The 13980-nt window shown below is 60.1% G+C and carries 16 protein-coding genes; 10 read left to right on the forward strand and 6 right to left on the reverse strand.

Annotated elements, in window-relative coordinates:
* Positions 1-92 precede the first annotated feature (92 nt).
* The 8 genes from ACG74X_RS04725 to ACG74X_RS04760 all read left to right on the forward strand — a co-directional run bounded on the left by ACG74X_RS04725 (position 93) and on the right by ACG74X_RS04760 (position 6048).
* The gene (locus ACG74X_RS04725) at positions 93-515 is read left to right on the forward strand and encodes a PaaI family thioesterase (protein WP_411233006.1); all 423 of its coding nucleotides are present in this window, start codon (positions 93-95) and stop codon (positions 513-515) included.
* A 1-nt stretch (position 516) separates the two neighbouring features.
* A complete protein-coding gene (locus ACG74X_RS04730; protein WP_411233007.1) occupies positions 517-1032 on the forward strand; it encodes a PaaI family thioesterase in 516 nt (171 codons plus the stop codon).
* On the forward strand, positions 1029-2357 hold the full coding sequence (locus ACG74X_RS04735) for an MATE family efflux transporter (protein WP_411233008.1): 1329 nt from the start codon (positions 1029-1031) through the stop codon (positions 2355-2357). The genes ACG74X_RS04730 and ACG74X_RS04735 overlap by 4 nt, the downstream gene beginning before the upstream one ends.
* A gap of 35 nt (positions 2358-2392) precedes the next feature.
* Positions 2393-2542, forward strand: coding sequence for a hypothetical protein (locus ACG74X_RS04740; RefSeq protein WP_411233009.1), 150 nt, complete (start codon positions 2393-2395; stop codon positions 2540-2542).
* A gap of 209 nt (positions 2543-2751) precedes the next feature.
* Positions 2752-3972: a tryptophan synthase subunit beta gene (trpB, locus tag ACG74X_RS04745; RefSeq protein ID WP_411233010.1), complete on the forward strand. Its 1221-nt coding sequence runs from the start codon at positions 2752-2754 to the stop codon at positions 3970-3972.
* A gap of 258 nt (positions 3973-4230) precedes the next feature.
* Positions 4231-4983, forward strand: a complete 753-nt coding sequence (locus ACG74X_RS04750) for a hypothetical protein (protein WP_411233011.1) — start codon at positions 4231-4233, stop codon at positions 4981-4983.
* 15 nt (positions 4984-4998) lie between these two features.
* The gene (locus ACG74X_RS04755) at positions 4999-5478 is read left to right on the forward strand and encodes a hypothetical protein (protein ID WP_411233012.1); all 480 of its coding nucleotides are present in this window, start codon (positions 4999-5001) and stop codon (positions 5476-5478) included.
* A gap of 33 nt (positions 5479-5511) precedes the next feature.
* Positions 5512-6048, forward strand: coding sequence for a helix-turn-helix transcriptional regulator (locus ACG74X_RS04760; protein ID WP_411233013.1), 537 nt, complete (start codon positions 5512-5514; stop codon positions 6046-6048).
* A 23-nt stretch (positions 6049-6071) separates the two neighbouring features.
* Here the strand turns inward: ACG74X_RS04760 and ACG74X_RS04765 are convergent, their stop codons facing one another.
* From ACG74X_RS04765 to ACG74X_RS04780, 4 genes are all read right to left on the reverse strand, one after another.
* Positions 6072-6458: a DUF2237 family protein gene (locus ACG74X_RS04765; RefSeq protein WP_411233014.1), complete on the reverse strand. Its 387-nt coding sequence runs from the start codon at positions 6456-6458 to the stop codon at positions 6072-6074.
* Between the two features lie 166 nt (positions 6459-6624).
* Positions 6625-7314 carry an aminoacyl-tRNA hydrolase gene (gene pth, locus ACG74X_RS04770; RefSeq protein ID WP_411233015.1) on the reverse strand — a complete coding sequence of 230 codons (690 nt, stop codon included), beginning with the start codon at positions 7312-7314 and terminating at the stop codon, positions 6625-6627.
* A 304-nt stretch (positions 7315-7618) separates the two neighbouring features.
* Positions 7619-8206, reverse strand: a complete 588-nt coding sequence (locus tag ACG74X_RS04775) for a DUF998 domain-containing protein (protein ID WP_411233016.1) — start codon at positions 8204-8206, stop codon at positions 7619-7621.
* 160 nt (positions 8207-8366) lie between these two features.
* Entirely contained in the window at positions 8367-9014 is a 648-nt protein-coding gene (locus ACG74X_RS04780) for a 50S ribosomal protein L25/general stress protein Ctc (protein ID WP_411233017.1), read from the reverse strand.
* Between the two features lie 147 nt (positions 9015-9161).
* Between ACG74X_RS04780 and ACG74X_RS04785 the strand changes: the two genes are divergently transcribed.
* Positions 9162-10325 (forward strand): MFS transporter, encoded by a 1164-nt coding sequence (locus ACG74X_RS04785; protein WP_411233018.1) that lies wholly within the window; start codon positions 9162-9164, stop codon positions 10323-10325.
* Between the two features lie 433 nt (positions 10326-10758).
* Here ACG74X_RS04785 and ACG74X_RS04790 read toward each other — a convergent pair whose 3' ends face one another.
* A complete protein-coding gene (locus ACG74X_RS04790; protein WP_411233019.1) occupies positions 10759-11925 on the reverse strand; it encodes an L-lactate dehydrogenase in 1167 nt (388 codons plus the stop codon).
* A gap of 100 nt (positions 11926-12025) precedes the next feature.
* Complete coding sequence (trpA, locus tag ACG74X_RS04795; RefSeq protein ID WP_411233020.1) at positions 12026-12817, reverse strand: tryptophan synthase subunit alpha; 792 nt, start codon at positions 12815-12817, stop codon at positions 12026-12028.
* Between the two features lie 148 nt (positions 12818-12965).
* Here trpA and ppk2 point away from each other — a divergent pair, with 148 nt between their 5' ends.
* Positions 12966-13910: a polyphosphate kinase 2 gene (ppk2, locus tag ACG74X_RS04800; protein ID WP_411233021.1), complete on the forward strand. Its 945-nt coding sequence runs from the start codon at positions 12966-12968 to the stop codon at positions 13908-13910.
* Positions 13911-13980 lie beyond the last annotated feature (70 nt).

Consider the following 13980-nt stretch of genomic DNA (forward strand, 5'->3'; position numbering starts at 1 on the left):
AGAAGTGTGGTGCCGCAAGGGCAACCGGCAGATGCGCTCTCTGGCCCTGCAGCGCGAAGCGTCGTACACCGGCAAAAACACAGGACGAAACCATGCCCGCCGACAAAGCCCAGATTGCCCGTCAGTTCATAGAAACCATCCCCCATTCCAAGGCCCTTGGCATGACCATCACAGAGCTGGGCGCGGGGCTGGCCGAGATCACCATGCCCTATGATGACCGCTTTATCGGCGACCCAGAGACCGGTGTGATCCATGGCGGAGCCGTGTCCGCGCTGATGGACACCTGCGGCGGTGCTGCTGTCATGAGCCATCCCGACGCACCCGCAGGAACCGCAACCATAGACCTGCGCATCGACTATATGCGCGCCGCCACCCCCGGCGATCCGATCCGTGCACGCGCCGAAGTCTATCACTTTACCCGCTCTGTGGCCTTTGTGCGCGCGACAGCCTTTGACGACGATCCCGACAAACCCGTTGCCATGGCCACAGGCACATTCACCGTCGAGGGGCATTGACATGGCCCGTCCTGCACCGGAACCCGTCCAGATCGTCAAACAACGCCGCGATGCCGCGCTCAGCGCATTGGTCAGCGGCGTGCCCTACATCACCTTCCTTGGGATCACCTTTGACCGGCGCGGGGATGAGGTGACGGCAGTGCTGCCGTTTGCAGACAAGCTGATCGGCAATCCAATGCTGCCCGCGATCCATGGCGGTGTCACCGCGGCCTTTCTTGAGGTGACCGCGGTGATCACCCTAAGCTGGACCTATATCTGGGAAGACCTTGAAAACGGCACTCTGGATGTCGAAGCCCTGGCCGCCGGGACTGTACCGCGACTGCCCAAAACCATCGACTTTACCGTCGATTACCTGCGCTCGGGCCTGCCGCGCGACGCCTATGCACGCGCAACCATCACCCGTTCTGGACGGCGCTATGCCTCGGTCAAGGCCGAAGCCTGGCAGGACAATCGCCATCGTCCGTTTGCTCAGGCGACAGCGCATTTCCTGATGCCGCGCAAAGACGCCTCTGAATGACCGGCGCGGCGGGGGCGCGGGGCGACGTCACCAACAAGCGCGTCCTGAATATCGCGCTGCCGATCGTTTTGTCCAACGTGACGATCCCAATTCTGGGTGCGGTGGATACCGGCGTTGTTGGACAATTGGGAGAGGCCGCTCCCATCGGCGCTGTCGGCCTTGGCGCAATCGTTCTGTCCGCCATTTACTGGATTTTCGGGTTTTTGCGCATGGGCACAACCGGGCTTGCCGCGCAGGCCCAGGGGCAGGGTGACCGCGCCGAAGTCGCCGCCATCCTGACCCGTGTTCTGATGATCGCCTTCACCGCCGGGGCCGTGATCATCCTGTTCCAAAGCCCGATCATCTGGGCGGCATTCCAGATCGCTCCGGGCAGCGCCGAAGTCGAAACCCTGGCGCGGGGCTATATGGCGATCCGGATCTGGTCGGCCCCTGCGGCCATTGCTGTGTTTGGCATCACCGGTTGGCTGATTGCGCAGGAACGCACGCGCGCGGTGCTGGTGCTGCAGGTCTGGATGAACGGCGTCAACGTTCTTCTAAGCATCTGGTTCGTTCTTGGTCTGGGCTGGGGCGTCAATGGTGTGGCACTGGCCACCTTTCTGGCCGAATGGGGCGGGCTGGCCATGGGGCTTTACCTGTGCCGCGCCGCCTTTCGCACGCCCGATTGGCGCAGTTGGGGGCGGGTGTTTGACCGGCTCAATCTTGTTCGCATGGCGCGGGTCAATTCCGACATTCTGATCCGCTCGCTTCTGCTCGAAACGATTTTTCTGTCGTTCATGTTTCTGGCTGCGGATTTTGGCGATGTCACACTGGCCGCCAACCACATCCTGCTGCAGTTCTTGTATATCACGGCCTACGCACTGGACGGGTTTGCCTTTGCGGCCGAGGCCATCGTGGGTCAGGCCGTGGGCGCGCGCGCTGTTGCGACCCTGCGCCGGGCCGCCATCGTGGCAAGCCTGTGGGGGCTCGGTAGTGCGGCGGCGCTTGGGGCCGGGTTCTGGCTGCTTGGTCCGGACATCATCGCGCTGATGGCCAAAAATTCCGAGGTCCAGACCGCCGCCGCCGCGTTTCTGCCCTGGATGGTGGCCGCACCGGTCGTGGCGCTGGCCTCGTTCATGTTTGACGGCATTTTTGTCGGGGCCACCCGCACCGCAGACATGCGCAACATGATGCTGCTGTCCTTTCTGATCTACGCTGCAACGGCGTTTGCCTTGGTGCCCGGCTACGGCAATCACGGGCTTTGGGCGGCCCTCATGACGTCTTTCGTGGCGCGTGGCCTCACATTGGCCGCGCGCTATCCGGCGTTAGAGAGATCTGTCACCGGTTAACCGGGGCTTTACCTTGATCTGACAAAGCACAGGGTATGACAGGTTTGCCGGATCACCTCACGCCAGAAAGATGGCTCGATCAGATGCTGACCTCCGCAGAGGCGCGCAAAGGGGGTGTGGTCAAACGCCAGATCCGCGATGTCGAACGATTGGTGGGCTACGACATGTTTATCGCCGCCGTCTAGGAACGCGGATTTCAGGCGGTGCGCAACGGGCGGCATGACGTTGTCTTTTGCAACCACCACCCGATCCGCCGGGTGCGGTGAAAGCGGCTTTCAAGCCGCTTGACCGCCGCGTTTCGAAACGCGGCATCAAAGCCAATTCTAATTGGCTTGCCCTTGCCCCGACCGCCACACCTCGCTACCTGTGTCGCGTTCGATAGATGAGGCGCGCAATGAACGATCTTTTTAACTCTTTTATGACCGGTCCCGACGAAAAGGGCCGCTTTGGGATTTTCGGGGGGCGCTTTGTCTCCGAGACTTTGATGCCGCTCATTCTGGAACTGGAAGAGCAATATGAACGCGCCAAGACCGATGACAGCTTCTGGGCGGAAATGGAGTTCCTCTGGAAGCACTATGTCGGCCGCCCTAGCCCGCTTTACCACGCCGAACGCCTGACCGCGCATCTGGGTGGGGCCAAGATCTATATGAAGCGCGACGAGCTGAACCACACCGGCGCGCATAAAATCAACAATGTGCTGGGCCAGATCATCCTAGCCCGCCGCATGGGCAAGACCCGCATCATCGCCGAAACCGGCGCGGGCCAGCACGGCGTCGCCACCGCCACCGTCTGCGCCAAGTTTGGCCTGAAATGCGTCGTCTACATGGGCGCGCATGATGTCGAACGTCAGGCTCCCAACGTCTTCCGCATGAAACTGCTTGGGGCCGAGGTTGTGCCTGTCACCTCCGGTCGTGGCACGCTCAAGGACGCCATGAACGACGCGCTGCGCGACTGGGTCACCAATGTGCGCGACACGTTCTACTGCATCGGCACCGTCGCAGGCCCGCACCCGTACCCCGCGATGGTGCGCGATTTCCAGTCGATCATCGGCAAGGAAACCAGGGAACAAATGCACGAGGCCGAGGGCCGTCTTCCCGACACCATCATCGCGGCCATCGGCGGCGGGTCGAACGCCATGGGCCTGTTCTATCCGTTCCTTGACGATAAAGAGGTCAACATCATCGGTGTCGAGGCAGGCGGCAAAGGCGTGAACGCCAAGATGGAGCATTGCGCGTCGCTCACCGGCGGCCGCCCCGGCGTGTTGCATGGCAACCGCACCTACCTGCTGCAAGACGATGACGGCCAGATCCTCGAAGGCTACTCCATCTCTGCCGGTCTGGATTATCCCGGCATCGGCCCCGAACATTCCTGGCTGCACGAAATCGGTCGCGCCAAATATGTTGCGATCACAGACAAAGAAGCGCTCGAGGCGTTCCAGCTTTGTTGCGAAAAAGAGGGCATCATCCCGGCACTAGAGCCATCCCACGCGCTGGCCCATGTCATGAAGATCGCACCCGATCTGCCGAAAGACCACATCATCTGCATGAACATGTGCGGTCGCGGTGACAAAGACATCTTCGCTGTCGCCAAACATCTCGGATTCGACATGGGCTAACCGGTGCCCGTGTAAACCAAAGGTCTAAAGCTTGTTCAAACCGCCTCGTGCCCCTGGCACGGGGCGTTTTCATTTTTCGCGTATTGCCCAAGGGCTGTCATAAACCAAAGTTTAGGCTGTTAGATCAGATGTTTACAGACCCGAAGATAAACCCTCTGTAGATAGAGGTGACCCCTCAAGACCGGCATGGTTTGTCCTGTTCGCACCACCTTGCAGCAACGCCCTTCTGCGAACAGGGCAACGACCAGGAGACCGACCATGACACTCAGATATGCCGCCACCGCCGCTCTTATCGCCGCCCTCACCACCGGCGCGCAGGCCAATTCCGACCAGATTGACCAGATCCGCGCCGATCTGTCCTCGAAAGGCTTTACCGATATCGACATCGACATTCGCGGCGACCGGATCATCGCCGACGCCGATAAAGGCCGCCGCGATTTCGAGGTGATCTATGACCGCAACACCGGCAGCATCATAAGCCAGGGATGGGAGGATGAGCGCGACGCTTCGGATATCCGCGGCCCCGCTGTCGAAGCCGCCTATGCAGATCTTGCCACCAGAGGGCTGACCGATATCGACCTCGATGTGAAAGGCGACCGCATTTTCGCAGATGGCGAATTGCGGGGCCGTGACTACGAAGTGGTCTATGACCGTGCGTCCGGTGAGGTTGTCAGTGAAGGCTGGGAGGTTGACGATTCGGTTCGCCCAGAGCACTCAGATCTGCGAGATGCCGCCATTGCGGATTTGGCAGCACGCGGGTTCACCGATATTGACGTGGACCAGGAAGGGGACCGCCTTGTCGCAGAAGGAGAGCTGAATGGCCGCGACTACGAAGCGGTCTATGACACCGCATCAGGTCAGGTTGTCAGCGAAGGCTTCGACACCGATCGCGATGAGGACCGTGACGAGCAGGACGACCGGGAGGACGACGATGATCACGATGATGACGATGATCGCGATGATGATCATGACAGCGATGACGACGATGATCAGAACGATGATGACGATTGATCCCGCCTGTCGCCGGTGCCCGTCGTGAACCGCCGGTTCTTTTTGACCAGCCTGCTGAGCGCGGGGCTGGTCATTCCCCATTCTGGCGCGACGCAGGATCTGCAAAGCCGTGTCATCGCCCGCCTGCAAGAGGACGGATATCGCAATATCCGGATCTCACGCACGTTTCTGGGGCGGATTCGCATCCTGGCACGCAGCCCGTCAGGCGAACGCGAGATCATTCTCAACCCGGCCACAGGCACAATCCTGCGCGATTATCTGCGTTTGTCAGATGACCATGACGATGATGATCGGGATGAAAACGATCGCGACGACGAAGACGATCGCGAAGACGATGACCGCGATGATGATGACGACAACGCCGACAGCGACGACGATGACAGCGACGACGACGGTGACGGTGCCGATGACGATGACGGTGGCGACGATGACGATGGTGGCGGTGGCGATGACGGTGGCGATGATGACGATGGTGGCGGTGATGACGATGATTGACCCGGACCGCATTCCGCTCCGAAGGCCAGAGCTGTGAAGGGCCAGATCGGATTTGGCCTGCTTCTTGCGGTGCAGCTTGTCTGTGCCGGGTTTTTCCTGTGGGACATCCTGACCCCGCTTCTGGGCATTCGCTACGCGCCGGTGTCCTGGGCGCTTTATGAAATCATGGAAATCGGGGCCGCGCTGGGGCTGATCATCGGCGTCGCCACCACCACGATCCTGCTATCGCGCTCTACCGTGCGGAGGCGTCAGGCCGAGGAAAAGCTGCGCCTGGCCTCTGGTGCGTTTATGGATGTCCTGTTTGAACGCTTTGACCAGTGGGAATTGACCCCCGCCGAACGGGACGTCGCGCTGTTTTCGGTCAAAGGGCTCAGCACCGCTGAAATCGCCGGTCTTCGCAAGACCTCGGAAGGCACCGTCAAAGCCCAGACCAACGCGATTTACCGCAAGGCGGGCGTCTCGGGCCGCCCGCAGCTTCTTAGCCTGTTCATCGACGATCTGATGGGCGACCCCCTGTCAGCCGAGCCGTCAGACCATGCAGTGTCAAAACCCGCACTGCCAGCCCCCTGACAGAATGCAGGTCTGATCCGGGGTCAGGAGGGGCTGTCCGCATCCAGACGATGCGCCTCAAGCACCTGCAGCGGCACGATCTCCAGGGCGCGTTGATGCGTGGCCTCAAGATTTACCTTGGGCGCACAGCCTTCGTCATGCGCCTGCAAAAATCGCCCCGCACACAGGCACCAGCTGTCACCGGGTTTCAGACCCGGAAAACGATGGTGCGGCATTGGTGTGCTCAGGTCATTGCCGACATATTTCGAATAGGCCAAAAACTCTGCCGTCATCACCGCACAGACCGTGTGGCTGCCTTGATCGGCGGCACAGGTGTTACACTGCCCGTCGCGGAAAAACCCGGTCATCGGATCAGACGAGCAATGCCCAAGCGGGCCGCCCAATACGTTAACGGATGCGTCTTGTTCCATTCTGGATCTCCCTTCCATCGTCAACTTAGCTGTCGCGCCCGGCCCAATCCACCCATCGGCCATGAAAATCTGCCAGGGTCTCAGCCAGTCTATGATCCAACGGCCCAAAACCCGCTGTGCGGTTAATTGCGTTGACGGCAAAAGGTTCTGATTATGCAATTCAGGCTCATCGAAATTTGTCCAACAGCTTTTGCATCGGGCTGCGTGTGTCCGGTTCAGGCGTGGCTGTTGGCGAAGGTTTCGGCACGTCCGCTTTTTCGGCCTTCGGTTTTGATGTGGAAGAACGCGGCGGAGCAACCCGGAGGGCCACGGCGTTCATGAACTTGCCGCTGTCTCCCTCGGCCAGATGCGGCGCGCCGTCGGCAAGGCCGCGCAGCAAATCGTCCAGCCAATCCGCATCAGCCTTGGCAAAGTCATTAAGAACATAGGCCGCCACCTTGTCCTTGTGGCCCGGATGACCGATGCCCAATCGCACGCGGCCGTAATCGGCCCCCAAGTGCCCGTGGATCGACCGCAAGCCATTGTGCCCGGCGTGCCCGCCGCCCTGTTTGACGCGGCATTTTCCGGGGGCCAGGTCCAGCTCATCGTGAAACACGGTGATATCCTCTGGCCCCAGCTTGTAAAACTGCGCCGCCGCCTGCACGGATTGCCCGGATTTGTTCATAAACGTGCCGGGTTTGAGCAAAAGCACTTTCTCGCCGCCCAGACGGCCTTCGCAGGCCTCGCCCTGAAATCGCGCTTTCCACGGCCCGAAGCCGTGATCGGATGCAATCTCGTCCACGGCCATAAACCCGATATTATGTCGGTTTTTCGCATATTTTCCGCCGGGATTGCCCAGACCTACAAAAAGCTTCATTGCGCCATGCCTATGTCGTTTGGCCCTCTCTAGGACATTCCTCACCCAAGAGCAAAACCGGGATGGCCAGCCAAATACCAGGCCCAAAACCCAGGTCACACTTGCCGAGACAGCCAGGACGCATCCGATTGCCAACACGCCGATGTTCAGAAACACCCGAAACAGCTGCGAGTGTGAGGGTGCTATCACATCGGGTTCATTTGGGATGACCGCCCGCAATAAAGGGACTTGGCCAACTTGCGCTTTGCCACGCGCCGGTCAGACTGCAAGTTGCCCCGGCGCAGCGAACACCCTGCCGGGAGGTTCAGGAACGCTCCTTTGAAAGCAGATAGAACAGATGCGCCAACGTCCCCACGACGGCAAAGGCGATGAGGCCCAAACCCCGTTCATAAAGGCCGTCAATCGAGGTCGGCAGGAAAAAGAAAATGGGCGCGGACAGGCACCACAGGATCGACAACGCGATCAAAACGCGGCTGTGCACCCGGCTGACCTGCGCCGCGCCCGGGGCCATCAACGCAGGCGCTGCCGCCATCAACAAACCCAGCGCATAGACAAGAAAGCGATGGATCACCACACCGTCGCGGTCACTGTCGCCGTATTCGTTGCGTGCGCCGACCAGAAACACAATCAGGCCCAGAAGGGCAAAGGCCACAAGACCAACGCTCCAGCCGGAGCCGCCCAGATGCTGATGCGCAGACAAAAGCGCAATGGCGATCAATGCGGCGGAAAACGTATAGATCCCGATATCGACAATGAATTCATATTCCCCGGCCCCAAGATCACTGATCGTGTCAGCGATCCAGTTGTGGTCTGGAACAACCCAATCCGCGATCAGGATCGAAACCGCAAAAACCACACAGCCCAGCAGGGCAAATCCTGCAAGGATCTGCATCATTTGTGGTTGTCGGTTGGCTAAGTTGCGCGGCGTTTCAGCGTGATCCATGGCATGTCAACGCACAGCGCAGGTTTTGGTTCCCCGGCACACCCCTGAAACCGAAAACGGCCCCGCCCGGGGGGGGGCGAGGCCGTGTGTGGCAAGAAATCTGGCAGGATCAGTCTTCGGACTGTTCGATTGCCGGCACTTCATCCGCTTCGGTTTCGTCTTCATCCTCATTGTCGGACGACCGCAGACCGGACGGAGCCGAAATGTTGGCAATCACAAAATCACGGTCAATGGTCGGCTTGGCACCGTCCGGCAGCGTGATGTTCGAGATGGTGATCGTATCGCCGATGTCGAGACCGGTCAGATCAACCGTCAGCTTTTCGGGGATGTCACCGGCCGTCACAACCAGTTCCACTTCGGGGCGTACAACGGTCAAAACACCGCCGCGTTTGATGCCGGGCGCTTCTGCTTCGTTCAGGAATTCAACCGAAATAAACAGGTTGACCTTTGATGTCCGGCGCAGCCGCATGAAATCCACATGTGTCGGCAGATCCTTGACCACATCGCGCTGCACGTCGCGGCAGATCACACGCACATCGTCGTGGCCGTCGACCTTCATGTTGAACAGGGTCGACTTGAAGCGACCTTTCTTGAGACGCTTGAGCAGTTCGTTGAACGGAATGTTGATCGAAAGCGGCTCTGCGTCGCCACCAAAAACAACACCCGGAACCATGCCGTCGCGGCGTGCCTGACGAGCGGCGCCCTTGCCTGTCCCCGTCCGTTCCAGAGCTACGAGATCAGGAATCTCTCCAGCCATGATAAATCTCCAATTTGTAAGGGCAGGGTGCCTCCAAGGCTGTCACCCCGCGTGAAGGCTGCCTCGTAAGGCGGTTTCGCGCGCGATGCAAGCGCGAACAGTTCATTGGGCTGGACGGAGGATGCGGGTCGTGACACAGCGACCTGTATGAGCATGATACAGGATCTTGTCGAAAGCCGCAAAGCGGCCGCCAGCTTTGCCTCGATTGGCGTGCTGTGGGGCACCTTTGCAGCCCTCGTGCCGGCGATCAAACAGCAAGTGGGGCTGGATGATGCGGTGTTCGGGCTGTGCCTTACACTGGGCGCGCTGGGGGCCGTGGGGGCCATGTGGCTGGCCCCGATGGCGGAACGTATCTTTGGCACCCGCATCCTGCCCGTGGTCACCTCGACTGTTGCGGCGGCCTCGATTCCGATTGCCTTTGTCACGGAGGCGGTGGGCCTGACATTGGCTTTCATCGCCATGTCGATGAGTTCAGGCATGCTGGATGTCGTGGCCAATGCCCGGATCAGCGCGATCGAATCACGGGTCCGGCGGTCGCTGATGAACCTCAACCATGCGATTTTTTCGATTGCCTACGGGGCGGCGGCCTTTGCCACAGGGCTGGCCCGCGAAGCCGGATTGGGACCGGTCGAAATATTCGCCGCCTGCTGTGCCGTCAATTTCTGGCTCACCTATATGTCCAGCGGCACACCGCGGTCCAAACCGGGACAAGAGGATGAAACACCTCTCCCGCCAGCGGCATTGCCCTGGAGCTTGCTGGTGCCGGTCGCGCTGATCCTGCTTGTGGGCTTTATGGCCGAGCAATCCACCGAAGGTTGGTCGGCCCTGCACCTGGAACGCACGCTCGACGCCGGAGCGGCCGGCGGGGCGCTGGGGCCGACATTACTGGGCCTGACCATGGCCATCGGGCGTCTGTCGGGACAGATCTTTGCCAACCGCGTGTCAGAGCTTTTGGTGATCCGCTGGGCCTGCCTGCTGTCGGGGGGTGGCGCGATCATTGCCGCGCTCGCGCCGAACATCGTGCTGGCCTATCTGGGCTTTGCGCTTTTGGGTCTTGGCATTTCGGTTGTGGTGCCCATGGCGATGGGCTGGATGGGGCGACATGTGACAGATGATCAACGCTCTGTCGCCATCGCCCGCGTGTCAGTGCTGGGCTATGCCGCGTTTTTTATCGGCCCGATCATGATGGGCAGTCTGGGTCAGATCTTTGGGTTGCGCGTCGCGTTCGGGGCCATTGCCCTGTCGCTCTTGCTGGTGGCGGTGGTTCTGGTGCCCATCCTGTCCCACCGTGCGCGCGTCCAGATATCCTGAGCGCCAAGCCCGTTAGAACGGGCTTGCAACGCGGTTTCGAAACCGCGTCATACGGCTTTTCGAAAAGCCGTCTCACCGCACGCCCCGTTTTCCATGCGTTAACCTTAACGGCTCAGAACCGCGCCCACGATGCGCATCGAGCGGGAAGGGTCACTCCCAGGCCGCGACACTTGGAACTGACAGGCAGGGTCGCAAGACGCTGCATTTTCTCTCTGACGCCGGAAGGTTGGCCATGAGAGACCGGTCTCCGTACAGGTTTGGGTCTCCCCCAAACACAGGCCCCGCGTTAAATCGCGGATACAGAAGAGAATGTCAGCTCAAAGAGCGGCGCCGCTTCTTCTAAGATATACCGTCACCCTCGGGCGTTCACCCGAGGACCACAGAAACACTCACCGGGCACCACCCGGCGATACCGCGTGCTGTTATGATACGGTCACGCGTCCCACTCGCCCGAAAACCCTTTCGGCACCATCAGGATATCGCGGTCCACATCGTTGATGTCGGTGCGCCCGCAAAGGCCCATCGACATCTCCAGCTCCTTGTGGATCACGTTCAACGCATCCGTCACGCCCTGCTGGCCCTTTGCGCCCAGACCGTAGACATAGGCGCGGCCGATATAGGTGCCCTTTGCCCCCATCGCCATCGCCTTGAGCACGTCCTGACCGGACCGGATGCCGCTGTCTATGTGCACTTCGATCTTGTCACCCACCGCGTCCAGGATCGGCTCCAAAGCGCGAATGGAGCTTAGCGCGCCATCCAATTGCCGCCCGCCGTGGTTCGACACGACAATCGCATCCGCCCCCACGTTCAACGCCTCGCGCGCATCGCGCGGGTCCATGATGCCCTTGATGATCAGCGGCCCGTCCCACATCTTGCGAAACTGCCGAATGCGGTCCCAGTCCAGGGATTGATCGAACGCTTCCGCCGTCCATGTGCCCAGGGAGGACGGGTCTTTCACTCCCTTGGCATGGCCCACGATATTGCCAAAGAACCGACGCTTGGTCGACAGCATGCCCATGCCCCATTGCACCTTGGTCATCATGTTGGCCACGGAGGCGGGCGTCAGCTTGGGCGGTGCGGACAGGCCGTTCTTCAGATCCTTGTGCCGCTGGCCCAGCAGTTGCAAATCGACCGTGATGATCGCGGCCGAGCATTTCGCGTCTTTCGCCCGGTCGAACAGGCGCTGCATGAAATCGTCGTCCTTGAGCGTGTAGACCTGCATCCAGAACGGCTTTGACGTGTTGGCAGCCACATCCTCGATCGAACAGATCGACATGGTGGACAGCGCATAGGGCACGCCGAACTTCTCCGCCGCCTTGGCCGCTTTGATCTCGCCGTCGAAATGCTGCATGCCCGTCAGGCCCACAGGGGCCAGCGCCACCGGCATCGACACATCCTGACCGATCATCTGCGTCCTGGTCGAGCGCCCCTCCATGTCGATGGCCACGCGTTGCCGCAGGTAGATCTTGTCGAAATCCGACGTGTTCTCGCGGAAGGTCTGTTCCGTCCAACTGCCCGACTCGGTGTAGTCATAGAACATCTTGGGCACGCGCCGCTTGTAAATGCGCTTGAGATCGTTGATGTCGGTGATGACGGCCATGACGTGTCCCTCGGTCGTTTTGGTTAAGTTTCTTTACCAATTACGCACAGGCGCGACAACGTGGCATTTTACCCGTCAGGTTGAGCCCGCCCTGATGGCGTCAGGCGCGATGGGCACCATCGGCCAGCGTTTTGACAAAGGCCAACACGTCGCTGACCGGTTTGCCCGCACCCATCTCGGAAACAATGGCCGATCCGACAACACATCCATCCGCAACGCTGGCGATGGATTGCGACGCCTCTGGCGTCTTGATGCCGAAACCCACAATCACCGGCAGGTCGGTTTGCGATTTGATCCGCGCCACCTCTGGGCCCACATCCGTGGCCTGTGCCTCGGCGGCCCCGGTGATGCCGGTGATCGACACGTAATAGACAAATCCGGACGTGTTCTGCAGCACCTTGGGCAGACGTTTGTCATCGGTGGTCGGCGTGGCGAGGCGGATAAAGTTCAGGCCGACAGCCTGGGCTGGCAGACACAGCTCTTCGTCCTCTTCCGGTGGCAGATCGACGATGATCAACCCGTCAATGCCCGCTGCTTTGGCCTGATCCAGAAACCGGTCCACCCCGCGCGAATAGATCGGATTGTAATAGCCCATCAGCACAATCGGCGTGGTGTCATCGGTTTTACGAAACTCGGTGGCAAGGTCCAGCGTGCGGTCCAGCGTCATGCCCGCATCCAGCGCGCGCTGACCTGCCAGTTGAATGGTGGTGCCATCGGCCATCGGATCGGTAAAGGGCAAGCCCAGTTCGATCACATCCACACCCGCCTCCGGCAACCCTTTGACCAGCGCCAGCGAGGCATCGAAATCCGGATCACCGGCCATGACATATGCAACAAATGCTTTCTGGCCTGCATCCTGCAGCGCGGCAAATTTGGCGTCGATCCGGGTCATTGCGGTCTCCTCGTTCAGGTTTGGACCCATTGCCTGAGCTGTAAGGGAAAATCAATGGGCACTGCGGGGCGCAATTGACGCGTATCAAGGCGGTGCTTGCAAAAATCATCTACGCTTGGCGCATATTATTTCTCTAACGGAGCCGTGTATGACGACCACCCTTTCCAAGACCAGCCAAGAGACTAAAACGACACCCGGTGCATTGAACGAGGTGCCAGCCCCCGCGGCGCGCGCCGTCGGAGCGGACGAGGTGCGCCGGGCGTTTGAGACGGGCAAATACCCCTATAGCCGACGGCTGTCGCGCCGGGCCTATGAGGCGGAAAAAGCGGCGCTGCAGTCAGAGCTTTTGAAAGTGCAATTATGGGCGCAGGAGACGAGCCAGAAATTTGTCATGCTGTTTGAGGGCCGGGATGCGGCGGGCAAGGGCGGCACGATCAAACGGTTCACCGAACATCTCAATCCCCGCAGCGCGCGTGTGGTGGCGTTGAACAAACCCACCGACGAAGAGCGCGGACAATGGTATTATCAGCGCTACATCCGGCACCTGCCGACAGCGGGCGAGATCGTGCTGTATGACCGGTCGTGGTACAACCGCGCCGGGGTCGAACGGGTGATGGGGTTTTGCGAACCGAACGAATATCTGGAATTCATGCGCCAGACCCCCGAACTGGAACGGATGCTCACACGCTCTGGTATCCGGCTTTACAAATACTGGTTTTCGGTCACGCAGGATGAACAGAAACGCCGGTTTGCCAGTCGCGAAACCGATCCTCTCAAACAGTGGAAGCTGTCACCGATCGACAAGGCCAGCTTGTCGAAATGGGATGATTACACCGAAGCCAAAGAGGCGATGTTCTTTTATACGGATACCGCCGATGCGCCCTGGACCATTGTCAAATCCAACGACAAGAAACGCGCGCGCCTGAATTGTATGAAGCACTTTTTGTCGACGCTCGATTACCCGGGCAAGGATCATGCCATTGCGCAAGCGCCTGATCCGCTGATCGTTGGGGGTGCCGGTCATGTGATCAGTCAGTCGGATCATATTCTGGGCACATCCCTGCATCCCGACGCGCGCAAAACGCAGGGCTAGACGCACAGCGCGTATGCTGTCCCAGTCCGGGCTGCGATCGGCCCGGATGCCGTGTGATCTGCGAATTCGC

It is taken from the genome of Marivita sp. S0852 (genome assembly GCF_046591575.1).
In the GTDB taxonomy this organism is placed as follows: domain Bacteria; phylum Pseudomonadota; class Alphaproteobacteria; order Rhodobacterales; family Rhodobacteraceae; genus Marivita.

What these genes read in the sequence shown, in the direction of transcription:
- ACG74X_RS04735 (WP_411233008.1), top strand. Translation starts at nt 1,029, where the DNA reads ATGACCGGCGCGGCGGGGGCGCGGGGCGACGTCACCAACAAGCGCGTC.
- trpA (WP_411233020.1), bottom strand. Translation starts at nt 12,817, where the DNA reads ATGACCCGGATCGACGCCAAATTTGCCGCGCTGCAGGATGCAGGCCAG.
- ACG74X_RS04775 (WP_411233016.1), bottom strand. Translation starts at nt 8,206, where the DNA reads ATGCAGATCCTTGCAGGATTTGCCCTGCTGGGCTGTGTGGTTTTTGCG.
- ACG74X_RS04750 (WP_411233011.1), top strand. Translation starts at nt 4,231, where the DNA reads ATGACACTCAGATATGCCGCCACCGCCGCTCTTATCGCCGCCCTCACC.
- ACG74X_RS04790 (WP_411233019.1), bottom strand. Translation starts at nt 11,925, where the DNA reads ATGGCCGTCATCACCGACATCAACGATCTCAAGCGCATTTACAAGCGG.
- trpB (WP_411233010.1), top strand. Translation starts at nt 2,752, where the DNA reads ATGAACGATCTTTTTAACTCTTTTATGACCGGTCCCGACGAAAAGGGC.
- ACG74X_RS04740 (WP_411233009.1), top strand. Translation starts at nt 2,393, where the DNA reads ATGACAGGTTTGCCGGATCACCTCACGCCAGAAAGATGGCTCGATCAG.
- ACG74X_RS04725 (WP_411233006.1), top strand. Translation starts at nt 93, where the DNA reads ATGCCCGCCGACAAAGCCCAGATTGCCCGTCAGTTCATAGAAACCATC.
- ACG74X_RS04730 (WP_411233007.1), top strand. Translation starts at nt 517, where the DNA reads ATGGCCCGTCCTGCACCGGAACCCGTCCAGATCGTCAAACAACGCCGC.
- ACG74X_RS04780 (WP_411233017.1), bottom strand. Translation starts at nt 9,014, where the DNA reads ATGGCTGGAGAGATTCCTGATCTCGTAGCTCTGGAACGGACGGGGACA.
- ppk2 (WP_411233021.1), top strand. Translation starts at nt 12,966, where the DNA reads ATGACGACCACCCTTTCCAAGACCAGCCAAGAGACTAAAACGACACCC.
- ACG74X_RS04785 (WP_411233018.1), top strand. Translation starts at nt 9,162, where the DNA reads ATGAGCATGATACAGGATCTTGTCGAAAGCCGCAAAGCGGCCGCCAGC.
- pth (WP_411233015.1), bottom strand. Translation starts at nt 7,314, where the DNA reads ATGAAGCTTTTTGTAGGTCTGGGCAATCCCGGCGGAAAATATGCGAAA.
- ACG74X_RS04765 (WP_411233014.1), bottom strand. Translation starts at nt 6,458, where the DNA reads ATGGAACAAGACGCATCCGTTAACGTATTGGGCGGCCCGCTTGGGCAT.